Annotated in this window: 28 protein-coding genes; 16 read left to right on the forward strand and 12 right to left on the reverse strand. The window is 37.1% G+C overall.

Annotated features, from left to right (window positions below):
• Positions 1 to 218 precede the first annotated feature (218 nt).
• Together HW347_RS15585 and HW347_RS15590 are read left to right on the forward strand one after the other, a co-directional pair.
• Complete coding sequence (locus HW347_RS15585; protein ID WP_214612675.1) at positions 219 to 527, forward strand: T9SS type A sorting domain-containing protein; 309 nt, start codon at positions 219 to 221, stop codon at positions 525 to 527.
• A gap of 206 nt (positions 528 to 733) precedes the next feature.
• Entirely contained in the window at positions 734 to 1,057 is a 324-nt protein-coding gene (locus tag HW347_RS15590; protein WP_214612676.1) for a T9SS type A sorting domain-containing protein, read from the forward strand.
• A 125-nt stretch (positions 1,058 to 1,182) separates the two neighbouring features.
• Here the strand turns inward: HW347_RS15590 and HW347_RS15595 are convergent, their stop codons facing one another.
• On the reverse strand, positions 1,183 to 1,614 hold the full coding sequence (locus HW347_RS15595; RefSeq protein WP_194532759.1) for an FKBP-type peptidyl-prolyl cis-trans isomerase: 432 nt from the start codon (positions 1,612 to 1,614) through the stop codon (positions 1,183 to 1,185).
• 268 nt (positions 1,615 to 1,882) lie between these two features.
• Here HW347_RS15595 and HW347_RS15600 point away from each other — a divergent pair, with 268 nt between their 5' ends.
• Positions 1,883 to 2,860 (forward strand): LuxE/PaaK family acyltransferase, encoded by a 978-nt coding sequence (locus HW347_RS15600; protein ID WP_214612677.1) that lies wholly within the window; start codon positions 1,883 to 1,885, stop codon positions 2,858 to 2,860.
• Here HW347_RS15600 and HW347_RS15605 read toward each other — a convergent pair.
• Positions 2,857 to 3,387 carry a hypothetical protein gene (locus tag HW347_RS15605; protein WP_214612678.1) on the reverse strand — a complete coding sequence of 177 codons (531 nt, stop codon included), beginning with the start codon at positions 3,385 to 3,387 and terminating at the stop codon, positions 2,857 to 2,859. The genes HW347_RS15600 and HW347_RS15605 overlap by 4 nt on opposite strands.
• An 86-nt stretch (positions 3,388 to 3,473) precedes the next feature.
• Complete coding sequence (tyrS, locus tag HW347_RS15610) at positions 3,474 to 4,769, reverse strand: tyrosine--tRNA ligase (protein ID WP_214612679.1); 1,296 nt, start codon at positions 4,767 to 4,769, stop codon at positions 3,474 to 3,476.
• A gap of 102 nt (positions 4,770 to 4,871) precedes the next feature.
• Between tyrS and HW347_RS15615 the strand changes: the two genes are divergently transcribed.
• Positions 4,872 to 5,879, forward strand: a complete 1,008-nt coding sequence (locus tag HW347_RS15615) for an NAD-dependent epimerase/dehydratase family protein (protein ID WP_214612680.1) — start codon at positions 4,872 to 4,874, stop codon at positions 5,877 to 5,879.
• Here HW347_RS15615 and HW347_RS15620 read toward each other — a convergent pair.
• Genes HW347_RS15620 through HW347_RS15630 form a run of 3 tightly spaced genes read right to left on the reverse strand, consistent with a single transcriptional unit; the run spans position 5,860 to position 8,348 of the window.
• Positions 5,860 to 6,282, reverse strand: a complete 423-nt coding sequence (locus HW347_RS15620) for a DUF4296 domain-containing protein (protein WP_214612681.1) — start codon at positions 6,280 to 6,282, stop codon at positions 5,860 to 5,862. The genes HW347_RS15615 and HW347_RS15620 overlap by 20 nt on opposite strands.
• 1 nt (position 6,283) lies before the next feature.
• Positions 6,284 to 7,618 (reverse strand): dihydroorotase, encoded by a 1,335-nt coding sequence (locus HW347_RS15625; RefSeq protein ID WP_214612682.1) that lies wholly within the window; start codon positions 7,616 to 7,618, stop codon positions 6,284 to 6,286.
• Position 7,619: 1 nt separating this feature from the next.
• Positions 7,620 to 8,348 (reverse strand): polyprenol monophosphomannose synthase, encoded by a 729-nt coding sequence (locus tag HW347_RS15630; RefSeq protein WP_214612683.1) that lies wholly within the window; start codon positions 8,346 to 8,348, stop codon positions 7,620 to 7,622.
• Positions 8,349 to 8,510: 162 nt separating this feature from the next.
• On the opposite strand from HW347_RS15630, the gene HW347_RS15635 reads away from it, so the two are divergent.
• Genes HW347_RS15635 through HW347_RS15645 form a run of 3 tightly spaced genes read left to right on the forward strand, consistent with a single transcriptional unit; the run spans position 8,511 to position 11,587 of the window.
• Positions 8,511 to 10,178, forward strand: coding sequence for an ArnT family glycosyltransferase (locus HW347_RS15635; RefSeq protein WP_214612684.1), 1,668 nt, complete (start codon positions 8,511 to 8,513; stop codon positions 10,176 to 10,178).
• Positions 10,175 to 10,834: a DUF4271 domain-containing protein gene (locus HW347_RS15640; RefSeq protein WP_225901946.1), complete on the forward strand. Its 660-nt coding sequence runs from the start codon at positions 10,175 to 10,177 to the stop codon at positions 10,832 to 10,834. Before HW347_RS15635 ends, HW347_RS15640 begins: the two co-directional genes overlap by 4 nt.
• Positions 10,835 to 10,840: 6 nt before the next feature.
• Positions 10,841 to 11,587 carry a uroporphyrinogen-III synthase gene (locus HW347_RS15645; RefSeq protein WP_214612685.1) on the forward strand — a complete coding sequence of 249 codons (747 nt, stop codon included), beginning with the start codon at positions 10,841 to 10,843 and terminating at the stop codon, positions 11,585 to 11,587.
• A gap of 87 nt (positions 11,588 to 11,674) precedes the next feature.
• Here HW347_RS15645 and pckA read toward each other — a convergent pair whose 3' ends face one another.
• Both pckA and HW347_RS15655 read right to left on the reverse strand, forming a co-directional pair.
• Positions 11,675 to 13,273: a phosphoenolpyruvate carboxykinase (ATP) gene (gene pckA, locus HW347_RS15650; protein ID WP_214612686.1), complete on the reverse strand. Its 1,599-nt coding sequence runs from the start codon at positions 13,271 to 13,273 to the stop codon at positions 11,675 to 11,677.
• Between the two features lie 86 nt (positions 13,274 to 13,359).
• Complete coding sequence (locus HW347_RS15655) at positions 13,360 to 13,746, reverse strand: DUF423 domain-containing protein (protein ID WP_214612687.1); 387 nt, start codon at positions 13,744 to 13,746, stop codon at positions 13,360 to 13,362.
• Positions 13,747 to 13,827: 81 nt separating this feature from the next.
• Here HW347_RS15655 and HW347_RS15660 point away from each other — a divergent pair, with 81 nt between their 5' ends.
• The 4 genes from HW347_RS15660 to HW347_RS15675 all read left to right on the forward strand — a co-directional run bounded on the left by HW347_RS15660 (position 13,828) and on the right by HW347_RS15675 (position 16,748).
• Positions 13,828 to 15,207, forward strand: a complete 1,380-nt coding sequence (locus HW347_RS15660; RefSeq protein ID WP_214612688.1) for a saccharopine dehydrogenase family protein — start codon at positions 13,828 to 13,830, stop codon at positions 15,205 to 15,207.
• Between the two features lie 87 nt (positions 15,208 to 15,294).
• A complete protein-coding gene (locus HW347_RS15665; protein ID WP_155594960.1) occupies positions 15,295 to 15,765 on the forward strand; it encodes an Lrp/AsnC ligand binding domain-containing protein in 471 nt (156 codons plus the stop codon).
• Positions 15,766 to 15,805: 40 nt separating this feature from the next.
• Positions 15,806 to 16,132, forward strand: a complete 327-nt coding sequence (locus HW347_RS15670) for a hypothetical protein (RefSeq protein WP_214612689.1) — start codon at positions 15,806 to 15,808, stop codon at positions 16,130 to 16,132.
• Between the two features lie 103 nt (positions 16,133 to 16,235).
• Positions 16,236 to 16,748: a ferritin gene (locus HW347_RS15675; protein WP_214612690.1), complete on the forward strand. Its 513-nt coding sequence runs from the start codon at positions 16,236 to 16,238 to the stop codon at positions 16,746 to 16,748.
• A gap of 84 nt (positions 16,749 to 16,832) precedes the next feature.
• Here HW347_RS15675 and HW347_RS15680 read toward each other — a convergent pair whose 3' ends face one another.
• The 3 genes from HW347_RS15680 to HW347_RS15690 form a co-directional block, all read right to left on the reverse strand.
• Positions 16,833 to 17,528 carry a zinc metallopeptidase gene (locus HW347_RS15680; RefSeq protein ID WP_214612691.1) on the reverse strand — a complete coding sequence of 232 codons (696 nt, stop codon included), beginning with the start codon at positions 17,526 to 17,528 and terminating at the stop codon, positions 16,833 to 16,835.
• 197 nt (positions 17,529 to 17,725) lie between these two features.
• Positions 17,726 to 17,980, reverse strand: a complete 255-nt coding sequence (locus tag HW347_RS15685) for a SemiSWEET family sugar transporter (RefSeq protein WP_194552100.1) — start codon at positions 17,978 to 17,980, stop codon at positions 17,726 to 17,728.
• Between the two features lie 35 nt (positions 17,981 to 18,015).
• Positions 18,016 to 21,078: a leucine--tRNA ligase gene (locus HW347_RS15690; protein ID WP_214612788.1), complete on the reverse strand. Its 3,063-nt coding sequence runs from the start codon at positions 21,076 to 21,078 to the stop codon at positions 18,016 to 18,018.
• Between the two features lie 81 nt (positions 21,079 to 21,159).
• On the opposite strand from HW347_RS15690, the gene HW347_RS15695 reads away from it, so the two are divergent.
• The 5 genes from HW347_RS15695 (at position 21,160) to HW347_RS15715 (ending at position 24,729) form a co-directional block, all read left to right on the forward strand.
• Positions 21,160 to 22,038 (forward strand): cell division protein FtsX, encoded by an 879-nt coding sequence (locus HW347_RS15695; RefSeq protein ID WP_214612692.1) that lies wholly within the window; start codon positions 21,160 to 21,162, stop codon positions 22,036 to 22,038.
• A gap of 67 nt (positions 22,039 to 22,105) precedes the next feature.
• Positions 22,106 to 22,375 (forward strand): DUF3098 domain-containing protein, encoded by a 270-nt coding sequence (locus tag HW347_RS15700; protein ID WP_214612693.1) that lies wholly within the window; start codon positions 22,106 to 22,108, stop codon positions 22,373 to 22,375.
• Between the two features lie 2 nt (positions 22,376 to 22,377).
• Entirely contained in the window at positions 22,378 to 23,172 is a 795-nt protein-coding gene (locus HW347_RS15705; RefSeq protein WP_214612694.1) for an undecaprenyl-diphosphate phosphatase, read from the forward strand.
• Positions 23,173 to 23,214: 42 nt separating this feature from the next.
• Positions 23,215 to 23,928 (forward strand): tRNA pseudouridine(55) synthase TruB, encoded by a 714-nt coding sequence (truB, locus tag HW347_RS15710; protein WP_214612695.1) that lies wholly within the window; start codon positions 23,215 to 23,217, stop codon positions 23,926 to 23,928.
• Positions 23,929 to 24,045: 117 nt separating this feature from the next.
• The gene (locus HW347_RS15715) at positions 24,046 to 24,729 is read left to right on the forward strand and encodes a hypothetical protein (RefSeq protein ID WP_317195323.1); all 684 of its coding nucleotides are present in this window, start codon (positions 24,046 to 24,048) and stop codon (positions 24,727 to 24,729) included.
• Here the strand turns inward: HW347_RS15715 and HW347_RS15720 are convergent.
• Complete coding sequence (locus HW347_RS15720) at positions 24,706 to 25,332, reverse strand: thioredoxin family protein (protein ID WP_214612696.1); 627 nt, start codon at positions 25,330 to 25,332, stop codon at positions 24,706 to 24,708. The two genes, HW347_RS15715 and HW347_RS15720, sit on opposite strands and share 24 nt — an antisense overlap.

Genomic DNA, 25,332 nt, shown 5'->3' on the forward strand with positions numbered 1-25,332 from the left:
TGTAGCGAAAAATCAACGTGCTCTTGTTTAGACTTGTTAACAAAACCTCTTAAACCAATTAAAATACTAACAATCAAATTATTAGATATTATTTTTTTTATCTAAACACCACTTTTAAGGCGCATAATACACACTTTTTCCTACAACTTACAAATTGCGGAAACGATCAAAACAAAGATTTCGTATATTTGTGGTATATTATTTGCTCACGTAACTGTATGAAGCACTTTTACCTCTTAATTACTTTCTTATGTATTTCTTTTTCCTATGGGCAAAACGCTCAGAGTAATGGTGATATTAAAGATTTTAAACTTTACCCAAATCCGGTAACTAACGGAAAGGTATATGTTAGCACTTCTGATACCTCACCAAAACAAATCTTAATTTATGATGTTTTAGGTACGCAGGTTTTAGAAACCAAAATAATTGGCGATGAACTAAATCTTTATGATTTAGATGCCGGTGTTTACGTTCTACGCGTATATCAAAACAACAAGGTTGCTACAAGAAAACTAATCGTTAAGTAGCTCAATACGTTTTCACTCCAAAGGACCAAATTTAGATTCTAGCATTCATTCATTTAAGAAAATTACCTATCGATGAACGGTAACAAAACAGCGATGAATGAAACCTGACATGCCATTCACCAACACCTAGACTGCTTTCACAACATTTTATAACACCTACTGCATCCTTTAGTTACCTTTAAACTATTGACCCCAAATCAATAGTTATGCGCGTTACCTACCTTATGCTTTTAATGGTTTTCTCCATTAGTATGTCTGCCCAAGATTCATTTGATTTTCAAAATCAAAAAACAGAAGAAATCCCGGGTTTTAAGCTATACCCCAATCCTGCTTTTAACGACATGGTGAATGTCATTACAAGAGACAACCAACTCAAACAGATTAAAGTTTACGATGTATTCGGTAAAATTGTGCTTACCCAGAAAATTTCCAAAAGCAACTTAAATATTTCAAGACTAGTACCTGGAGTTTATGTATTACAAGTAACTGAGAACAAAAAAACCAGCAACCGCAAGCTAGTAGTAAAATAATAGTAATAAAAAAAGCCCCCTCTCGGGAGCCATTTCAATTTAATCAAAAACAAATATTCTTAACTTCCCTTAATCTATCTCCTTGCAACGTACTGTTCAAAAAGAAATAAACAGGGAACTTGTTTTTATAATATCTCAACCACTTCTAGATCAAAAATAAGATCTTTACCAGCTAAAGGGTGATTACCATCTACCACTACACTTTCTTCCTTTACGTCAGTAACAAGTAGATTAATTTCCTGTCCGCTTTGAGTTTGAGTAACAAGACCCATACCAACTTTAGGCTCTACATCCTGTGGCAATTGACTTTTAGGAACTTCCTGAATCAATTCTGCCTTAGGCTCTCCGTAAGCTTCCTCTTTAGGAATATTCACAGTTTTTTTCTCGTTGACTTTCATGTCAATAAGACCTTTTTCAAAACCAGGTATCAACTGACCTTGACCCATTGTAAATTCAATAGGCTCTCCTCTTTCCACAGAGCTATCAAAAACTTCACCTGTAGCTAATTTACCTGTGTAATGTACTTTTACTTTATCGTTCTCTTTAACTTGACTCATAATATCATTTTAAAAAAACAGCAAAATGCTATTTTATAGCTATTGCGGTAAAGGTACAGGTATATAACGGGTTACAAAATCTTTAACCCCAGCCTGCGAGGTATTAAGAAAAAATTAACATATTGCAACGCGTTCTCTAAAAGAAATTAACAGCCATTCCGGATTTAAAGAACAGCTCTTACACCTAAATCAAAATTATCCACTTTTACCCATCTTCTTTATTTTATACGGAAAAGGTTATCACTATTTTTGCAACGGCAACACAATTATGAACGGTAACGAAATTTTTAAAATTAATTCACAACGTGAATTTGATGTACAGGCTCTTAAAGTTTATAGACATCAATATCGCCATAATGCCGTGTACAAGGAATTTTGCTCATATTTCAGAAAGACGGAAAAGAATGTGACTCAAGTTTCCGAGATACCCTTTTTACCTATTTCTTTTTTTAAGTCAAAAGAAATAATTTCCGGAGCGAAGAATCCCGTAGCTATATTTACAAGTAGTGGAACCACCGGAAGCGAAACCAGCAAACATTTTGTAAACCGAATAGCGCTCTACGAACAAAGTTTCCGAGAGGCATTTGAACATTTCTACGGAAAAATTGAAGACTATTGCGTTCTAGCCTTGCTACCTTCTTATCTTGAAAGAGAAGGATCATCACTCATCTACATGGTAGATGATATGATTAAACAAAGCAAACACGTTGATAGTGGGTTTTACCTTAATGACCTTGATAGTTTACGAAAGAAATTGACCCAGTTAGACGGAACCGGTCAAAAAATACTGCTTATAGGGGTTTCTTTTGCTCTTTTGGATATGGTTGAAACACACCCGCTACAATTAAAAAATACTATTATTATGGAAACTGGGGGTATGAAAGGCCGCAGAAAAGAACTAATTCGCGAAGAGCTTCACGACATTCTTAAAGCAGGGTTTAGCGTACCGGTCATACATTCAGAATATGGTATGACAGAACTATTATCTCAAGGCTACTCAAAAGGAAACGGTATTTTTGAAACACCTCCTTGGATGAAAATATTGATTCGTGACACCGAGGACCCATTAGCCTACCAAGACCACAAAAAAACCGGCGGTATAAATGTCATTGATTTGGCAAATATTGATTCTTGCTCTTTTATTGCCACACAAGATCTAGGCAAAACTTACGCTAACAACACATTTGAAGTGCTTGGCCGTTTTGATCATTCTGACGTTAGAGGCTGTAATTTAATGGTACTCTAAAGCCCCAATATTTTAGCATCTACAAAGAACGTTGTGTTCACATCAATCTCATGATCTGTAGAAATCAACTCATCCGTAACGGTGTTCATTCTAAGATTAAAATTGTCTTTTTTGATATATTCTTTTAAATCAACATCCAAGACATCTACATCCAAGACATCACCTACATTTTCATCTACTACTTCTTTTGAAGCTATCATGATTTCATCAAGACCATCTGCAGAAATATAGACTTCTAAAGATTCTAGAAAACTAAAATCGCTATCATCTGGCGACGTAATCTCCAGCTGAAGCTTTGTTAACTTAATCTCTTCTATAAGGTCTTTACGTGTGTCGTTTACTTCAAACTGAGAATCTGAGTTGGTTTCCATGTCCGGAGTGAACATATCAAAAGGAAGGTCTATAACAGCAGAAGCGGGAATAGTAACCTGACTCTTATAATCAAGATTAAATTTGGTAAGCTCATCTAACTTATCGCAAGAAACAAGTGTAGAAAAAACGGTAAGAATCAGTAAAAATTTGCGCATCTATTTGGGTTTGAAAAATGTTACTCCTTAGATAACGTCTTTCAAACCCAACTTAGTCTACTTATGTAGTTAATAATCTAAACGGGCTATTTAACAACTAAAACAAAATAGTTCTTCTTACCACGTTGCAACAACACAAACTTACCGTTGATTAGATCATCTTCGGTAATTAGGTAATCATCCTTTACCTTTTCTTTATTTACGGAAATAGAATTCTGTTTCAGCTCTCTTCTTGCCTCACTGTTAGAAGCTAAAAATCCCGTTTTATCAGCAAGAGCACCAATCATGTTAAGCCCTGAAGTAAGTTCTGACTTAGAAATTTCAGCCTGCGGAACACCATCAAAAACATCTAAAAACGTCTTCTCGTTTAGGCCTTTCAAATCTTTAGATGTTGACTTCCCAAAGAGAATATTACTTGCCTTTTGGGCATTTTCTAAATCTTCTTGAGAATGTACCATTACAGTAATTTCCTCAGCAAGACGTTTTTGCAAAACACGCATATGAGGCGCTTCTTGATGCTCTTTTATCAATCCGTCTATTTCCTCTTTTGAAAGAAACGTAAATATCTTAATATACTTTTCAGCATCTACATCTGACGTATTCAACCAATATTGGTAAAACTTATATGGTGATGTTCTTTCAGAATCTAACCAAATATTACCGCCTTCTGTCTTCCCAAACTTGGTGCCATCTGCCTTTGTAATTAATGGACAGGTTAAAGCATAGCCTTTTCCGCCACCTATTCTACGGATTAGTTCAGTACCAGTAGTAATATTACCCCACTGATCACTACCGCCCATTTGCAATGTACAGTTATGGTTTTGGTACAAGTATAAGAAATCATAACCTTGTACCATCTGATAGGTAAACTCGGTAAAAGACATCCCTTCCTTAGATTCTGATGAAAGTCGCTTTTTCACAGAATCTTTGGCCATCATATAATTAACGGTAATATGCTTACCCACGTCTCTGATGAAATCCAAAAACGAGAAGTCTTTCATCCAATCGTAATTATTGACCAAGATAGCAGCATTATCTGCATCACCATCAAAATCTAAAAATCGCGATAATTGTCCTTTTATGGCTTCTTGATTATGTCTAAGAGTAGGTTCATCCAACAGATTACGCTCTGCAGATTTACCAGAAGGATCACCAATCATACCTGTAGCACCGCCAATAAGCGCATATGGCTTATGCCCTGCCAACTGAAAATGACGTAACATCATCACCCCTACTAAGTGCCCTATGTGTAACGAATCTGCAGTTGGATCAATACCAACATAGGCAGATTGCATTTCATTCATTAGGTGTTCTTCGGTTCCTGGCATTGCGTCATGCAACATGCCTCTCCATTTTAATTCTTCTACAAAGTTTGAAGTCATGTCCGTTTAATCTGAAATTTGACTACAAATATAAAAGTAAATCATTGCCTGACCCTTGATTAATACAGGAATTTATTCCCTGCTATTCGCTAACTTTGGCGCATGGTATTGGTTACAGGGGGAACGGGCTTAGTAGGCTCACATCTTTTATTGAAATTGGTACAGAACGGTATTTCCGTTAGGGCCATACACAGAAAGGGCAGTGATCTTAAGCGCGTAGTTAAGATTTTTGGTTATTATACAGACGATGCCCAAATTCTCTTTAATAAAATTGAATGGGTAGAAGCTGATATTATTGACGTTCCTGCCCTAGAAATTGCTTTTGACCAAATCACCCAAGTCTACCATACCGCCGCACTAATTTCTTTTGATCCACAAAAATTTGACACCCTCGAAAAAATAAATACAGAAGGAACCGCGAACATTGTAAACCTCTGTATTGCAAATGGGGTTAAAAAACTATGCTATACTAGCACAATTGGTGCCATTGGTAAAAGTTTGGGGGATGCCATGGCAGACGAAGAAAACGCATGGACACCTAGAGAAGCCAACGTATACGGGCTCACAAAACAGGCTGCAGAAATGGAAGTTTGGCGTGGCTCACAAGAAGGCCTTCCAGTAGTTATGGTTAATCCTGGTGTTATTGTAGGTCCAGGATTCTGGCATAGTGGTAGTGGCGATTTGTTTACTGTTGCTAAAAAAGGATATCGGTTTTATCCTCCGGGTGGAACAGGTTTCATAACCGTTCATGATGTGGTTAAGATGATGATTTCTTTAATGGATTCCGAGATTATAAACGAGCGCTATATTGCCGTAGCAGAGAATTTAACGTTCAAGGAGATTCTTACGAAAATCACTACAGAGTTTGGCATTAAACCTCCATCTGTTCAATTAAAATTTTGGCAACTTGAAATAGGCAGATGGCTCGATTGGCTTAAAAATCTGTTTCTAAAGAATGGGAGGAGAATCACTAAAAATTCCATTCACTCTTTAAAGCATCGCGAAGTTTACGACAATACAAAAATTAAAAAAGATCTTAATTTTGAGTTCGAAACCCTAGACGAGACCATTTCGTTTTGCTGTGAACGGTTTAAGGAAGAGTATCAGTAGCTTTTTCTGCCTTTTCTTTTTCTCGCTTAATTTTTTCTTTCGCTACTCTAAGACTATCATTTATCTTTTTCTGATCTTCTAACGCTTTAGCATCACGCTCAAGATTGGCTTCAACTTCTTTATAGATTTTTTCGTACTCTACCGGTAGCGAAGCATAGTAACGATCACTTTCTACCAATTGCAGACTGTCTATACTATACTTATTAAAAATATAGTCCATAGGTTCTACACCATTATCTCTAAGCACCTGTAAATTGGTTGTTTTAGCTGCATTTACAATGGCTAAATCTTGAAGTATCTCAACCATTCTCTCTTTTGGAATCAGATTTTTAGGCTCCTCCAAAAGCTTTTCATTACAAGCAGTAAATGAAAAGAATATCAAAATGATTGCTAAAAATCTCATATTATCTATTGAATGTTAACCGCTTGGCATTTTTTTCTGTAGAGAAATTTCCGTTTTCATAGGCCAAATGACCATTTACGAAAGTATGCGTAACAGAAGACTTAAACGTAGTACCCTCAAAAGGAGACCATTTACATTTATATGCAATATTTGCTTTGGTTACCTCATAAGGAGCGTTCATATCTACAACTACCAAATCTGCATAATACCCTTCTCTAATATAACCTCGCTTCTCAATCTGAAAAAGTATAGCCGGATTGTGACACATTTTCTGCACCACTTTTTCCAAAGAGATGACGTTCTCATGAACCTTATCTAACAATGCTGTAAGTGCATGTTGCACCAACGGACCGCCAGAAGGAGCTTTAGTGTAAACATTCTCTTTTTCGCTAAACAAGTGAGGTGCATGATCCGTAGCAATAACGTCTAAACGGTCATCCAATAATGCTTTCCATAACTGGTCTCTGTCCGCTGCCGTTTTCACTGCTGGGTTCCATTTGATCAAAGTACCCTTGGTGTCATAATCTGCTTCGGAGAACCACAAGTGGTGTACACAGACCTCAGCAGTAATTTTTTTCTGTTCTAACGGAATATCATTTCTGAACAATTCCGTTTCTTTTCCTGTGGATAAATGAAAAACGTGAAGACGAGCTCCCGTTTTCTTCGCTAACTCTATGGCTTTTGATGAAGAAAGGTAACATGCCTCTTCACTACGAATTTTAGGGTGATATTTTATAGGAATGTCATCTCCGTACTTTTCTTTATACGCTGCAAGGTTTCTCTTTATTGTACCCTCATCTTCACAATGGGTAGAAATTACCATTTCTGTATTTCTAAAAATTTCTTCTATGACCACCTCATCATCAACCAACATATTCCCTGTAGAAGACCCTAAGAATAGCTTAACACCAGAGCAGGCATTTCTATCTAATCGTTTTAATTCTTCCAAATTATCGTTGGTACCTCCAAAAAGGAAAGAGTAGTTGGCGAAACTAGACTTAGCTCCCATCTCAAACTTTTCTTCTAGTTTTTCTATGGTGGTCGTTTGCGGGGTAGTGTTGGGCTGCTCCATATACGTGGTTATACCACCTGCTACAGCTGCCCTGCTCTCTGAGGCTATATCACCTTTATGAGTAAGCCCTGGTTCTCTAAAATGTACTTGGTCATCTATAACTCCCGGCAAAAGATACTTGCCTTTAATATCGATTACTTTTGCGGTATCATCGGAAATATTGACCGCAATTTTCACGATTAAATCATCTTGAAGCAGTACATCGCTTTCAAAAGTTGAATTTTCGTTTACGATTTTGGCATTCTTAATCAATACTTTCCCCATACTAAAATCTAGATTTTTGGAACATACTTCGTATTTTCATCATGAAAACACCAAAGATGGCCTCTTTTATAATAGATGATGTCATTTTTGATTGTCCTCTTACCCTATCTCTGAATATGATGGACACTTCTTCAATTTTATAATTCTTAAGATAGGCCCTAAATTTCATTTCAATTTGGAAGGCATACCCTATAAAACGAACGGAATCTAAATTGATGTTTTCCAAAACATGACGTTTATACACCACAAAACCAGCCGTAGGGTCGTGCACGCGCATTCCGGTTATCATCTTAACGTAAAATGAAGCCCCATAGGACAACAATACGCGATACAATGGCCAGTCTACCACGTTTACCCCTTTTTTATAACGAGAGCCAACTACAACATCTGCACCATTGGCACACGCTCTGTATAACCTTAATAAATCTTGCGGGTTATGGGAGAAATCGGCATCCATCTCAAAAATATAGTCATACTTCTTTCCGATAGCCCATTTAAAACCATGAATATATGCCGTACCTAAGCCAGCTTTCTCTTTTCTAACTTCTAAAAAAAGCTTTCCTGCATACTCTTCCTGTAGCTCAATTACTTTTTTAGAGGTACCGTCAGGTGAATTGTCATCAACAATTAAAACATGAAAATCTTTACTAAGATCAAAGACAGCTCTAATAATAGCTTCAATGTTCTCTATCTCATTGTAAGTGGGGATAATAACTATACTGTCTGACACGTATTTGCTTGAGTTTAGACAAAAATAGCATTTTAAAAGTCACCGAAAAATGCCAACTATCAAATTGTGATATTTTTAAAGGTTCGCTATCTATCAGAATTTGTAATTTTGAGCGTTGTTAATATGATAGGCTATGCCTTAATTTGAGATACTGATTAAACAATGAAGTCTAAACTGCCCCGAATTTTTATTATTCTATTAGGAATTGGTTTTTTAATAAACCTACTTCAATCCTATTTTACTCCGCTTATTTTTGATGAGGCTTACTATTGGCATTATGCCGAAAAACTATCTTGGGGGTATTTTGACCACCCTCCTTTAGTGGCCTTACTTATTAAAATTAGCGGTTTCTTTTTTGACGGGGAGCTAGGAGTCCGCTTTATGAGTTGTGTACTCTCTACCGCTACACTGTTTATTCTTTGGAGTACCATAGACAATCCAAAAAAGAAAGATTACGTAGTACACTTTTTTGTACTCGCCTACTCCATGACCCTTTTGAACGCTTATGGATTTTTTACCCTACCAGACACACCTCTACTATTTTTTACAGCCCTTTTGCTATATGTCTACAAACGATTCCTAGAAAAACCTAGCTTATTTTGGGGTATAATTATGGGTATTACTATGGCAGGCCTTATGTACAGTAAATACCATGCGGCTCTTGTTATCATATTTATTCTACTCTCTAACATAAAATTAGTCTTTAACAAATATGCGTGGCTTTCTGTTTTCGTTGCACTACTTTGTTATGTACCACATTTTATATGGCTATCCCAAAATGACTACGTTACTATAAACTATCATCTTTTTGACCGCCCTAATGACCCCTACAATTTCAAAAAATACACCCTTGGTTATTTTGTAAACCTAGTAGCATTGTTTGGTTTAACCTTCCCCTGGGTATACTGGGGTCTTTTTAAAGCCAGGGCAAATGACAAATTCACTAGAGCTCTACTATTCTTAGTTTATGGTGTACTTATCTTTTTCTTTATATCAAGCTTCAACAGGAGGATACAAACACAGTGGATTATTGTTATTTCCATTCCATTAATTATAATCGTTTTCCGGTTTATGATGGAAAACGAAATTGCAAAAAAATGGATTTACAGAATGGGATTGGTGAATATTGCCATTATCCTTTACCTGAGAATTGGACTCGTTTACGAACCAATGTCCCCTATTTATTATGAAACTCACGGTAATATAGGGCTTGTAAAAGATGTGGCGAAAAAGATTGGCAATATGCCTTTGGTTTTTGAAAATTCATATAGAAATGCTCCAATCTTTGAATTCTATTCAGGAAACAATACCTATTCATTAAACAATGAAAGTTACCGGCTCAACCAATATTCAATTGATGATTCTGAACCCAAAGTACAGCATCAAAAGATTTTATATTTATCCGGTCGCGCTACAGATGCAGATGAAATCTTCACCAAGGAAGATGGCAGTAAAATGTACGGTAAATACATAGATAACTTTGAGTCTTTTAGAAAACTTAAAACACTCTTGGAGGAACCAGTAGATTTTAAAGCGGGCCAAGAACAAATCTTTCAATTGTACAATCCTTATGATTTTGACATAGACTTAAACAAGCTCCAGTTTAATGTAGCCTATATGACCGATTTTAAAATCGTAAAGGACAGGCTACCTATCATACCTAAATTAAATGACCCTAATATTACTAGTATCGGAGCCAAAGACACGCTTACCTATACCTTTAAATTTCCGGAGCCTAGAGAATTAAAAGACCCAACCTACGTTAGAATAGGTATTATGGAGAATGGACTTATTTACGGAATTAACGGAAAAAACACAAAAGTAAAATGATGGACCCCATACTACGAACTGCAGGAACTGCCGATTGGATTACCATTATACTCATTAGCAGCATAGTGTTCTTAGTACTTGCCAAGAGCTTGTTCTATAGCCGTTTTTTGAATTTCATTATACTCCCGTTCAACAACAAGTACATCTTTATGTATAATAAGAAAGAGAAGTTGATGAACTGGTTCCACATATTTTTCACCATTTTCCAAGTGATTAATTTTTCATTGTTCGTTTTCTTGGCTAGGCAAATATTAAGAGGAGATACCAATGATGTTTATCCGTTTATGTATCCTATTATTTTAGCGTGCATTTTAGGGTTTATCCTCGTAAAAATAATCTTACAGATGAGCAACGGGTTCATTTTTGGGTCAGGAAAGACCATTAGCGAACTAATTTTTAAGAAATTATCCTATCTGAACTACAGTGGTATTATCATGTTCTTAGCCAACGTTATGTTAGCCTACGTGACGCAGGGCTCGGAGATTGTAGTATATGTTGCTATTTTATTAGTCCTGTTAATTAACGTAATTGGATGGGTAACAGTGTTAAGGAATCACCAAAAATTTATCACCTCCTACTTTTTCTATTTTATTTTGTACCTTTGCGCTCTCGAAATTTCCCCGTTTGTAATCATAGGTAGTTATCTTAAACAATAGGTTTATATGAAAGTAAAGACGATTTTGGTCTCTCAGCCAGAACCGAAGATGGAGAACTCACCGTATTCGAAACTGATAGATAAAGAAAAAGTTAAAGTTGACTTCAGACCCTTTATTCACGTCGAAAGTGTTGACGCTAAAGATGTACGTCAGCAAAAAATAGATTTAAACAACTACACGGCAATTATCTTAACTAGCCGTAATGCTGTTGATCATTTTTTTAGGATTGCAGAAGAAATGCGTTTTAAGGTTCCTGATTCTATGAAATACTTCTGCCAGTCAGAAGCCGTAGCTTACTACTTACAGAAATACGTCGTTTACCGTAAACGTAAGATTTATGTAGGTAAACGTAACTTTATAGAAATGGTTCCTTTGTTTAAAAAATATAAAGGCGAGAAGTTTTTATTACCTTCTTCTGATGCTTTAAAACCAATTGTACCTGAAATATTGGACGGAATTGACATTGAGTGGAAAAGAGCTGTTTTTTACAAAACAGTAATCAGTGATTTATCTGACTTAAGAGATGTGTATTATGACATCTTGGTATTCTTTAGCCCTTCAGGCATTGAATCATTATTGCAGAACTTTCCTGATTTTGAGCAGAAAGAAACTAGAATTGCTGTATTTGGCAACTCAACTATTGATGCTGCTACTACTGCCGGTCTTCGTATAGATATTAAGGCTCCAACGCCTGAAACACCATCTATGACCATGGCACTTCAGAAGTACATTCACACAGCAAATAAGAAGTAAGAATTCTTACTTAGTACAATATAAAAAACCCTTTGTTCATCAATTTGAACAAAGGGTTTTTTAATGGTATTATATTTCTAAAAAAAACTAAAAAGCATAACGCTGTGGACCACCGCGACGGATTTCCTCACTAGCAAAATCTTCAAACTGTTTGAAGTTCTCTCTAAAGGCATTCGTTAACTTAAAGGCCGTGGTGTAATAAGCTTTATCATCGTTCCAAGTAGTTCGCGGACTAAGCACACTTGAAGGTACTCCAGGACATTCCCTTGGTTGCGCTACTCCAAAAACGGAGTGTATATGATAATCATCATAATTATAAAGCCCTAAATCGCCGTTTAGAACAGCGTTAATCATAGCGCGGGTATACTTAAGTTTCATACGGGTTCCAACACCATAGGGACCACCTGTCCACCCTGTATTGACCAACCATACGTTAACACCGGCATCTTTCATTTTCTTACTTAGCATCTCGGCATACTTAGCTGGATGCAATGGCATAAACGGAGCACCAAAACAAGCTGAGAAAGAAGGTATAGGTTCTACAACCCCTGCTTCTGTACCTGCAACTTTAGCGGTATAACCAGAAATAAAGTGATAAGCCGCCTGACTAGGTGTTAGTTTTGATATTGGAGGCAGTACCCCAAAAGCATCCGCAGTTAAAAAGAATATATTCTTAGGATTCTTTCCTATAGATGGTCTTTGTACGTTGTCTATGTGATAGATAGGGTAACTCACCCTTGTGTTCTGAGTAATGGAAGTATCGGCAAAATCTACATTGCCGGCCTCATCCATGACAACATTCTCTAGGATTGCTCCTTTCTTGATGGCCCCAAAAATTTCAGGTTCATTTTCTTGAGATAGGTTTATGACCTTGGCATAACAACCACCTTCAAAATTAAAAACTGCATTTTCATTATTCCAACCATGCTCATCGTCTCCAATAAGTTTTCGGGAGGCATCAGTAGATAAGGTTGTTTTTCCTGTTCCTGAAAGACCAAAGAATATAGCTGTATCGCCATCTTTACCAACATTTGCAGAACAATGCATTGGCATGGTATTCTTCTCTACTGGAAGTATAAAGTTCAGAGCTGAGAAAATCCCTTTTTTGATTTCCCCAGTATAACCGGTTCCTCCTATCAATGCAATTTTTCTGGTAAAGTTCAAAATGGCAAAATTATGCTGCCTTGTTCCATCTACTTTAGCATCGGCCATAAAACCAGGTGCGTTAATAACGGTCCATTCAGCATCAAAATTCTTAAGTTCTTCTTCCGTAGGACGGATGAACATATTGTATGCAAATTGATTGGACCAAGGATATTCATTAATTACCCTAATATCCATCCGGTAATTATGGTCTGCACACGCATAACAGTCACGAACAAACAATTCCTTTTCATTTAGATAAGCAATAACCTTATCGTAAAGCGCATCAAATTTAGCCGGCTCAAATGGAAGATTGATATCGCCCCACCAAACCCTTTCTTCTGTAATGGCGTCCTTTACAATAAACCTATCCTTTGGAGACCTTCCCGTAAATTCGCCTGTGTTTACGGCCAAAGCACCAGACGATGCTTTTTTGCCCATTTTCCTTTCTAGCGTAATGGCCTCTAATTCGGAAGGCGATAACTGATAATGCAGATTCTCGTGCGTAATACCGTACGATTTTAAAGAAATAGATTTTTCCATTTTTTAAAGAATTGTTAGTTGAGAGTTTCTTTTAGATACCAAAATTATCAAAATAATAACTTTATACGGTTATAAATAAGAATTTATTAGTCAAAATGTTTATAAACTCGGTAGCCGAATATACTCCACGCAATTATGAGTAGCGTGCCACCAAGTGGAGTTACCAGGCCTATGGCTTTAAAATCAAACGCAGTCAAACTGTTTGTTGCCAATAAATAAATGGAAAAAGAAAAACAACAAATACCTGCTAAGACAAAATAAAAAATTAACTTTTTGCTAGCTTCGGGCAATTGTTTCATACTGCCTAAAACCAATAAAAGCAAGGCATGGTACATTTGGTATTTTACTCCCGTCTCAAAAGTTTGGATGGCATTGGCATCTACTAACTTTTCCAGGCCATGGGCACCAAAAGCACCTAATATGACTGCAGTACTACCTAATACAATTCCTGTAAGACAAATTGTTTTGTTCATAACTTTTATACTCTATTTTTTTATAAATATAACAATCACTACCTTAGTCAACCGTTATACATACTAAAAGTACAAAACTAAATGTCGCGAAATATACTTGTTATCGGTGCAGGAAAATCTACCTCCTACCTTCTAGACTATTTTCTTGAAAAATCTGAAGAAGAAAAACTTCACCTAACCATTGGTGATTTAAAACCTGAATCTATTTCGGAAGCCATTAGAAATCATAAGAACTGTAACGTAATTGAACTAGACATACAAAATGAAGCTGCCAGACAAAAAGCTATAACAGAAAGTGATATTGTAGTTTCTATGCTTCCTGCATTTTTACACAGCAAAATTGCCGTACACTGCCTTGCTTTGGGCAAACACCTTGTAACCGCTTCCTATGTTAGTGACACCTTAAGAGATTTAGATAATGCCGTAAAAGAAAAAGGGCTTGTCTTTATGAATGAAGTTGGTTTAGACCCCGGTATAGATCACATGAGTGCCATGCAAATCATTGATAGGATTAGAGACCAAGGTGGAAAAATAATATTATTCGAATCCTTTTGTGGCGGATTGGTAGCTCCAGAAAGCGACAATAACCTTTGGAACTATAAATTTACCTGGAACCCAAGAAACGTGGTCTTAGCAGGACAAGGTGGTGCTGCTAAATTCATTCAAGAGGGTACTTATAAATACGTACCCTATCACAAACTCTTTCGTCGTACAGAGTTTTTTAATGTCAAGGGTTACGGCCGTTTTGAAGGTTATGCCAACAGAAACTCATTAGATTACAGAGAAGCATACGGTCTTGAAGATGTGCTTACTTTATATAGAGGTACTATGCGCAGAACAGGTTTCTCTAAAGCATGGAACATGTTCGTGCAATTAGGCATGACCGATGACAGTTACTCTGTTGAGAATTCCGAAAACATGTCTTATCGCGAATTCACCAACCTATTTCTACCTTATTCACCAACAGATTCTGTTGAGTTGAAACTACGTCACTATCTTAAAATTGATCAAGATGATAGAATGTGGGAAAAGGTATTGGAGCTTAACCTCTTTGACGACCAAAAAATTATTCCATTACAAAATGCTACGCCGGCACAGATACTACAACATATTCTTGAAGATAGCTGGACGCTAGCCGATTCTGATAAGGACATGATTGTTATGTATCATAAGTTTGGCTATGAGCTAAATGGTAAAAAGCTTCAAATTGATGCTAATATGGTGGTTATAGGCGAAAACAGAACTTATACTGCCATGGCCAAAACCGTAGGTCTACCCGTCGCCATTGCGACCTTAGCTATTCTGAATAAAAAAATAACGACTCCCGGCGTTCAAATTCCTATTAAAAAGGAGGTTTACGAGCCTATTTTGAAAGAACTTAAATCTTATTGTATCGATTTTAAGGAGCTGGAAGTACCGTATTTAGGTTACAATCCTGATTCTGTTTCTAATGGAGATTAGTCAGTACACACGATTAAACCCACCTTTTCCATACTTTAAAATTCAAACAATAATAGCTACTTTTACCATCAATTTGAAACTCAGCTCATGAAACTAGGTAACGATAAAGTTAAAATTGACGGAATTGACAAAAAGATTCTAAGGTATCTTATGGAAGATGCCCGAAAGCCTATTCTTGAGATTGCCAGAAATATTGGTATATCTGGTGCTGCTATTCATCAACGTCTTAGAAAGCTAGAATCTTCTGGATTGTTGGCCGGTTCAAAATTTATCATCAACCCAAAAGTAATGGGTTATCATACCATGGCTTACATTGGTATTTACTTGGACAAAGCAATGAGTAACCCCGTTGCGGTGAAACAACTGGAAAAAATTCCTGAAGTTCTTGAATGTCATTACACCACAGGTAACTGGTCTATTCTTATAAAAGTACTCTGTAGAGATAATGAGCACCTAATGCATGTTCTGAATAAAGAAATTCAACAAATAGAAGGTGTTTCTCGTACGGAAACCTTTATTTCTCTGGCCCAACAAATTGATCGACAAATTCAGATCTAATATTTGTATTAAATCTAAATAAGGATTATTTTTGTTCCCAATGGAACGCATTAATTCATCACATTACTATACATTTTTCCAATCCGATAAGGAGAGGTGCTTTTATATAGACCTTGGTCAGAAGCTGGTGCGTTTGTCTTTTTGCCAACTACTTGCTCTTAGACAAAAGGTTTGGAGCATTAATATTGAAGACCATTTTGATGAAGATGCCAATCCGCATGGGTTTGAAATAGTATCGCTTTGCAATAGAGAACACCTTTTCATCTTAAACACTCTTGAAGTTCTAGACCTTAAAGAGTTGCTTACAGGAGCTTTTTTCTTGCTTGACATTGCCGCTCAGACCCCTTCACTTACCTCTAGAGCGTAGATTTCTTTATTTTTAATCAGTCTAAAATCCGTTATAAATAGGTTAATGCCCTAGTTATACGCACTCTTTTATGATAACTTTACGTTAAGTAAAGAAAAAGACAATGAAAGATATAGCTAGACAACAAATGAGTATTAAGGTAGAAAGCATGGATATGCTCAATGCCCAAATACAGATGGAAGGAAGAGCATCTGCCTCATATTTAGCCATGGCCTCTTGGTGTGATCAACGTGGTTACAACCAAAGCGCAGGCTTTATGTATAAGCAAGCTGCTGAGGAAAGAGAGCACATGATGAAAATTTTTAAATTCGTTAATGACTGTGGTGGTAACGCCATATCTCCTGCCATAGAAAGCACAAATCACGATTTCTCATCTTTAGAGGAGGTTTTTGAAACCGCTTTGAGCCAAGAAATAGATGTAACTAAATCAATTAACAGAATAGTTGCAGCTGCCAAAAAGAACAGCGACTTTGGCGTTGAGAATTTCTTGCAGTGGTTTATTACCGAACAATTAGAAGAAGAAAAAACAATGAGAGACATCCTTGACCTATTTGAAATTATGGGACGAGATGGTATTGCATTGAAACTGATAGACGAACGTATATCTGTTGAGTAAACAATTTTCATGCTAACTCAAGCAAAAAAAGGCTGTCTAAGAATATCTAGACAGCCTTTTTGTATTTTAATAAGTTTAAGAAAACTAGTCTCTTCCTCCAAGCACTTGCATGCCCCAATAGACTAAAGTAGCCAATGAACCAATTGCCGCTACCAAATAGGTACGTGCCGCCCATTTTAAAGCATCTTCGGATCCTTTATATTCCTCTGGAGTCACTATATGTTTTGCTTTTAACCAAGCCAATGCGCGGTTACTAGCGTCATATTCTACAGGCAAGGTTATAAAGCTGAATAAAGTTGCCATACCCATCATAACAAGACCGGCTACTGCAACCCAATATCCAAATCCAACACCTGCCGCAGCACCTAACATCAACCCACCAAAAACGACCCACATAGACATGCCGGAAGTAACACTCACTACAGGTACTAATTGTGAACGCATAGTTAACCATCGGTAAGCTTGCGCATGTTGTACAGCGTGCCCACATTCATGTGCCGCTACTGCTGCTGCAGATGCGTTTCTTTGGTTATAAACACCCTCACTTAAGTTTACGGTTTTATTTTTTGGATTGTAATGATCCGTTAACATACCTGCTGTAGAAACTACTTTTACATCTCGTATACCATGGTCTGCCAACATTTTCTCAGCAATTTCCGCACCGCTCATTCCGTTGCTTAAATGCACCTTAGAATAAAACTTAAACTTACTCTTAAGCTTTCTGCTTACTAGCCAGCTAACTAGAGCTATGGCTCCAATTAAAATATAATATCCCATCATAACTGTATTCCTTTTAAAGATTTAAATTTAAAGATAATCAAAAACCTCTCATCTTGTCTGCGCTCACTTCGACTACGCTCAGTGAGGCAGCTTTGCTTAGAGAAAACGTTTAATTATCTGTTATATTGGAAAGCAAAAACCCCGCCAAGTTACATTTAGGAGATTTCAGGTAATCATTCTGCCAAAATGTCTATGGGTTATTTGTACTTGAATTTCAATATTAACATGAAGAAAAGGAGACAACCTGTAATAGCATTCGCCAAAGTAACTGGTAGGCTGTTTATCATAAGTCCGTATGTAAACCATAACACAACTCCTAAAAAAAGAATAAGGTACGTACTAAGTGAAATATCTTTAGTGGACTTATCACGCCACGTTTTGTAGACCTGCGGCACATAACCGGCCGTTGTTAAAACAGCGGCCACCATCCCAAGAATTTCAATCTTATCCATTTGCTATGCTTAGTTGGTAGCCGTATGCCTGATACTTATCCTACGATGTTTATAATTTTACCTGGCACTACAATTACTTTCTTAGGCGTACGCCCTTGCAATTGCTGCGCTGTTTTTTCATGAGCCATTACCGCTGCTTCAATTTCATCTTTACTTAAATCTAAAGGAAGCTCTAGTTTAAAGCGCATTTTTCCGTTGAAGGAAACCGGATATTCTTTACTACTTTCCACCAAGTACTTCTCCTCAAATTTTGGAAAGTCTACCGTAGAAATCGAACCTTCATGACCTAATTGCTTCCAAAGTTCTTCGGCAATATGAGGTGCATAAGGCGATACCAAAATAGCCAACGGCTCTAACACCTTTCTACTACTACATTTCTGAGCACCCAATTCGTTCACGGCAATCATAAAAGTAGATACCGATGTATTAAAACTGAAGTTCTCTATATCTTCTTCTACTTTTTTAATAGTCTTATGTAAAGTCTTGTAACTGTCTTTTGACGGCTCATCTTCTGAAACTGCAAAAGCGCCCTCAGCACCCGAATGATACAAACGCCATAGTTTTTTTAAGAAACCATGAGCTCCCGTAATACCTGCTGTATTCCAAGGTTTGGATTGCTCCAATGGCCCCAAGAACATTTCATACAAACGCAATGAATCTGCCCCATATTCTTCACAAATAGCATCAGGATTTACAACGTTGTATTTCGACTTGGACATTTTTTCGACTTCACGACCTACTTTGTAAACATCATTTTTACCGTCAATAATTTCTCCTTTTTCACCAATAAAAATAGCTTTCTCAAAATCTTCCCCAAATTCATCATCCGTTTTTAAACTGTGAATATCTAGTTCATCTGAAGCATTTACGTAATTTACTTTGACATGAAGAGGCATTAAAAAGTTTTTTCCTAAATCCAATTCTACCCGAAGAACCTCCACTTTTGGAAATTTCTTTCTCGCCAAATCTTCTAATTCATTAAGTTTCCCTTCGACTTTTCTAGTCAGAAACTCAAAATTCTCTGGATTATCGGAAGCCAACAATTTATCTACAAGGTTTTTAGAAATGAAAATTGGGTTGTTACTTATAAGTTCTGCATGAAACTTTTCAACTTCATCTCTATCATAAAACTCATCTGCTTGCGTTATTTCAAACCGCACTTTGTAAACAAAAGCACTAGTACCAGTTATCATACCCTGATTAATCAGCTTTTTAGCAAACTCATCTTTGGGCACCAAACCTTTATCGAACATAAACTTCTGCCAGAAACGGCTGTACAGCAAGTGGCCTGTAGCGTGCTCACTACCACCAATATATAAATCTACATCTTGCCAGTAGTCAATTGCTTCCTTAGAGAAAATTTCATTCTCATTGTGTGGATCCATGTAGCGGTTAAAGTACTGTGAACTACCAGCCCAACCCGGCATGGTATTCAATTCCAACGGAAACACAGTGCTATTATTTATTTCACTATTGTTTACAACGGTATTGGTTACCGTATCCCAAGCCCAAACCTCAGCATTGCCTAATGGCGGTTCTCCTGTCTCTGTGGGCAAGTATTTTTCAACTTCTGGCAACGCAATAGGCAAGAATTCTTTTTCAATCATTTGAGGCATCCCGTCTACATAATACACTGGGAAAGGTTCTCCCCAATATCTTTGACGACTAAATACGGCATCACGTAATCTGTAATTTATTTTTCCTTCGCCTTGCCCTAATTTCTCTAATTCATAGATAGCTAATTTCATAGCTTTCTTATACGGTAATCCGTTTAGGAAATCAGAATTCGCAATAACCGTTTTATCTTTATCAGCATGTGCTTCTTCAGAAATATCTACACCTTCAAATATGTTAGGAATAGGAATATTGAAATGCTTTGCGAAGTCATAATCTCTTTGATCACCACATGGTACGGACATAACCGCACCAGTTCCATAACCTGCCAATACATAGTCCCCAATCCAAATTGGAATAGGTTCTTTTGTAAATGGATGTTCTGCATATGCACCGGTAAAAGCACCTGAAATAGTCTTCACATCTGCCATACGATCACGTTCCGAACGTTTTGCAGTTGCTTCTATATACGCTTCTACCTCAGCTTTTTGAACTTCAGTCGTTATTTTAGAAACCAACTCATGCTCTGGCGCCAAAGTCATAAAACTTACCCCAAAAATAGTATCGGGTCTAGTTGTAAAAACATCTATTTTTTCATCATGGTCCTTTACGTTGAAAACTGCTGAAGCTCCTTGAGAACGACCAATCCAATTGGTCTGCGAATCTTTTAATGGTTGTGGCCAATCTACCGTATTCAATCCGTCTAATAAACGTTGTGCATACGCAGAAATACGCATACTCCATTGGGTCATCTTTTTACGTATTACAGTGTGACCACCACGTTCTGACACACCGTTTACTATTTCGTCATTCGCCAATACCGTACCTAGCGCAGGGCACCAGTTTACCTCGGTATCTGCCAAGTACGTTAATCTATATTGTAATAATATTTCTTGTTTTTTAACATCAGAGAAAGCTTTCCAATCAGCTGCAGAAAATGATTCAATATCATCGTCACAAACAGCGTTTACATTGGCATTGCCATCCGCAGAAAATTTAGCAATCAACGTTTCTACATCTTCCGCCTTATCCGTATCCTTGTTATACCAAGAATTAAAAATTTGTATGAATATCCATTGCGTCCATTTGTAATATTCGGGACTAGAAGTACGTACCTCTCTGCTCCAATCAAAAGAAAAACCTAATTGGTCTAACTGTCTTCTGTATGTTTTAATATTAGCAGCGGTAGTTACTGCCGGATGCTGACCTGTTTGAATTGCATACTGTTCTGCAGGTAAACCAAAAGAATCATACCCCTGTGGATGCAAAACATTAAAACCTTTATGCCTTTTGTAGCGTGCATAAATATCACTGGCTATATAACCAAGCGGATGCCCCACGTGCAATCCGGCACCCGAAGGGTAAGGAAACATATCCAAAACATAGTATTTTGGCTTATCGGAATTGTTTTTGGCTTTGAACGTTTCGTTTTTGGCCCAAAAGTCTTGCCAATTTTTCTCTATTTCCTTGAAATCGTAGTGCATGCTGATATCTTTCTTTTCAATGTTGCCCAAAAATAAGTTTATTCAATTTACTTTCCTAAATTTACGGTCGCATACACGCTTATGGGCAAGTCTTTTGAACAGTATCAGAAACAAAAATTAATATCATCGTATTTTTCGGTGATACTGAGCATTGCTTTGGTTTTATTTTTACTAGGTATTTTGGGGCTTTTGGTTATCAATACCAAAAAAATGGCAGATCACTTTAAGGAGCAGATCACCATTTCTATTTTCTTAAAAGACGAAGCCAAAGAGTCTGAAATAGACCAACTCCAAAAAAATCTCTTACAGCAAGAACACACCAAGAGCGCTGTCTTCGTTTCCAAAGAAGATGCCGCCAAACAGCATAGCGAGGAAATAGGCGAGGATTTTCAGAATTTCTTAGGCTACAATCCGCTTAAAAACTCCATTGATGTGCAGTTACGAGCAGATTTTGTTACGCCTCAAGAAATAGATTCTTTAGCTACCAATCTTGCCAAAAAGACGTATGTGGAAGAAGTTAGCTATGACAAACCTCTAGTTGGTCTACTGAGTGAAAACGTAAAACGCATTAGTTTTTGGATTTTGATTGCCAGTGGTATTCTTACTTTTATTGCCATTTTGCTTATCAATAGCTCCATCCGTTTAAGCATTTACTCCAAACGTTTTATCATTAAAACCATGCAAATGGTAGGTGCTACCAAAACTTTTATACGTAGGCCTTTTATATGGATGAATATTAAACTGGGGATCTTAGGCGCATTAACTGCACTTTTAGCGTTAACGGGAGCATTATATTATTTAGACCAAAACTTTCCCGAACTAGAGCTTTTTAAGGACCTTGAGCAACTGGGTATACTCTACGGAGCCATCTTTGTTTTGGGGATATTCATCTCTTTGATCAGTACGTTTTTTGCAACACAACGGTTTCTGAATCTCAGAACCGATGAACTTTACTATTAAGACCATCCTAACAATAAACCTTTACGACCATAAACTTTTTTAAGTAGAACTTCGTTAAATTTGCAGCATGGGTAAGAAACAAGTAGAACATACAGGCCAGCAGGGTAAACAAGAATTCATTTTTCAGAAAAAGAACTATACCTTCTTTTTTGTGGGTCTTGCATTTATAGCCTTAGGCTTTATACTTATGAGTGGTGGTGGCAGTGATGACCCTAATGCATTTAATGAAGACATCTATAGCTTTAGAAGAATACGCTTAGCACCTACCCTAGTATTAATTGGATTAGGTATTGAGATATATGCCATATTGTTGAATCCGCACAAGAAGAAAAAATAATTTTGGAGACGCTAGACGCAATCATTCTCGGTATCATTCAAGGATTGACCGAATTTTTACCAGTATCATCAAGTGGGCATTTAGAATTAGGAAAAGCTATTTTAGGTGACAATTCCGTTCCTGAAGAAAGCCTTTTATTTACAGTTGTACTTCATGCAGCAACCGCTTTGAGTACTATTGTAGTTTTTAGAAAGGATATATGGGAAATTATTAGTGGACTCCTTACCTTTAAATGGAACGAAGAAGCTCAATTCTCTGTAAAAATTATCATATCTATGTTACCTGCAGTTTTTGTAGGTCTTTTTTTTGAAGAACAACTGGAAGCCTTTTTTGGCGGGAATGTTCGTTTCGTAGGCTTTATGCTTTTGATAACGGCTGTTCTTTTATACTTTGCTGACAAAGCAAAAGACACCGATAAAAAAGTAAGCTTTAAGAACGCCTTTATTGTAGGTGTATCTCAGGCCATTGCTATGTTACCAGGTATTTCTAGAAGTGGTGCTACCATTTCTACATCAGTATTACTAGGTGTTGACAAAACCAAAGCAGCTCGTTTTTCATTTTTAATGGTCGTACCTCTTATTTTTGGTAAAATAGGAAAAGACCTTATGAGTGGCGACCTAAACTTTGACGGCGGAAACAATGTTGCCATGGGTGCAGGTTTTATTGCCGCTTTCTTAGCCGGTCTTGCTGCCTGTACTTGGATGATCCAATTAGTAAAAAAGAGCAAACTTTCTTACTTTGCCATTTACTGCTTTGTTGTTGGACTGATCGCTATTGCCTACGGTTATTTAGGCTAGACGGTTTTCAGTTATTCGCAACAGAGATTAATACTTATTTATATGGATTCGCGCACCCAAGAAGACTTTCTTGATGGACAAATATTACTTATAGACAAACCACTGGGTTGGTCTTCTTTTCAGGCGGTAAATAAATTAAAATGGGCTATTCGCACCAAGTTCAAACTCAAGAAGTTTAAGATTGGGCATGCCGGAACTTTAGATCCTTTAGCAACCGGACTACTTATTATTTGCTCGGGTAAATTCACCAAGAGAATTACAGAACTTCAAGGACAAGTAAAAGAATACACAGGTACGATTACCTTAGGTGGCACAACTCCTTCTTATGATTTGGAAACCGAAGTAGATAAAACTTACCCTACCGAACATATCACGGAAGCACTACTAAAAGAAACCCTTCCCCAGTTTATTGGTGATATTGAACAACGTCCACCTGTATTTTCAGCATTAAAAAAAGATGGCAAACGTCTATACGAATATGCTAGGGAAGGTAAAGAAGTAGAGATAAAACTGAGAAGCGTTAACGTTTCCGTCTTTGAGATTACCGAAATGAAGCTACCAGATGTTAAATTTAGAATTGTTTGCAGCAAAGGCACTTATATTAGATCTTTGGCACATGATTTGGGGCAAGCATTACAGAGTGGAGGGCATTTATCTGAACTTAGGAGAACCAAAATAGGTGACTATAACGTAAATAATGCCATTGACCCCAGTGTATTTGCGGAAAACCTACTAGGAAAAACATCAGAATCATAAAAAGAGTACCCTAGCCTTTCCGTTCAACGAATAATTAAAATATTTTTTTAAAATTGTGGTTATATCACTATGACCTTGAACCGTAAACATTTAGCGTTCCTTATTACCTTTTTTTCGATGTCTATTATCGTGTTGGCACTGTACAACATACACTTAGGCCAAGATAAAAAGGTAGACGACTATGTGGTAGAAATGGTGCTTGAGGAAGATATTGAAGAGCTTCTTAAAGAAAAGGAAGAGTTAGAGCGGGAAAGTCAAAAATTAGACCCTGTAAAAAGCCACATGGCTTATAACGAAACTGCAAAACCAAGCTACGGTAATCCAGAGCCTTTAAAAACACTTGAGGAGATATTAGAGGAAAAAATGGCTGCCGAAAATAGCGACGACCCTAATGAACTACTTTCTGATTCAGAATATGCGGAGCGCGTAAAAGAACTGAAAAAGAAACGTAAGGAAGCCAAGCAGCTACTAGGCGAAAAAGAAGCACAGAAGAAAGAATTCACCAATAATTTAGCAAAAAGAAATACATCGGTTTCCTACTCACTTGTAAACCGTAGTAATTATAGATTACCTCCCCCAATATACACTTGTATTGTTGGTGGAAAGGTTGTTGTAAACATTCAAGTAGATGCAATGGGCAACGTTGTGGATGCCGATTACAACTCCAAAAGCTCTGGCACTTCTAACGGTTGTTTGATAGACAATGCCATTGCTTACGCTTATAAAGCTAAATTTAGTTCTGGTGAAAAATCGGTTCAAAAAGGAACTATCACCTACCTATTTCAAGGGAAAGCTCGCTAATACTTCTTTAAGCGTTGATTGCCCCTTATCTTTATTATACCATTGTTGAATTTCCTCTTTAATCTCAGGTAACAATTGGCCGTGTTTTGCTTTATGGTCTGCTACCAATTTTGCAGCAAGCTTTGGTCTTGGCCCCCAATCTGCAAGTACTTCTTGGTTTTCCTCATCCCAAAAAATCAACTTAGGAATAGACATTCCCCCATTGGTCAAGAAACGGTTCATTAGGTCTACATTTTCATCCCTCAAAACCACTTTAAGATTTATATTATCATTCAACTGCGCCACTTTGTTAATTACAGGTAAAGCCGGAGCAGCATCTCCACACCAACTTTCGGTTAAGACTATCAGTTGTACTTTTCTAACAAGCTTGGCAATCGTAGCTGCATCTTCTGGACTCACCTTTACCGTTTTATCAAAACGCTTCATACGGCGGTCATTAAGCATTGTATAATTAGCCAAGGCTTCTGTTTGCTCTGGTCCCGTTGCTTTTCCTTCAAGAACCAACTGGCTTACCATTGCACGGTAATCTTCGTATGAAATAGCTTGAGAAAGCGCTTTTCCTATTAACTCTTGTGTACTGTTTTCTGTTGTAGGTAATGCCAT

Source organism: Zobellia barbeyronii, from assembly GCF_018603515.1.
Taxonomy (GTDB): Bacteria; Bacteroidota; Bacteroidia; order Flavobacteriales; family Flavobacteriaceae; genus Zobellia; species Zobellia barbeyronii.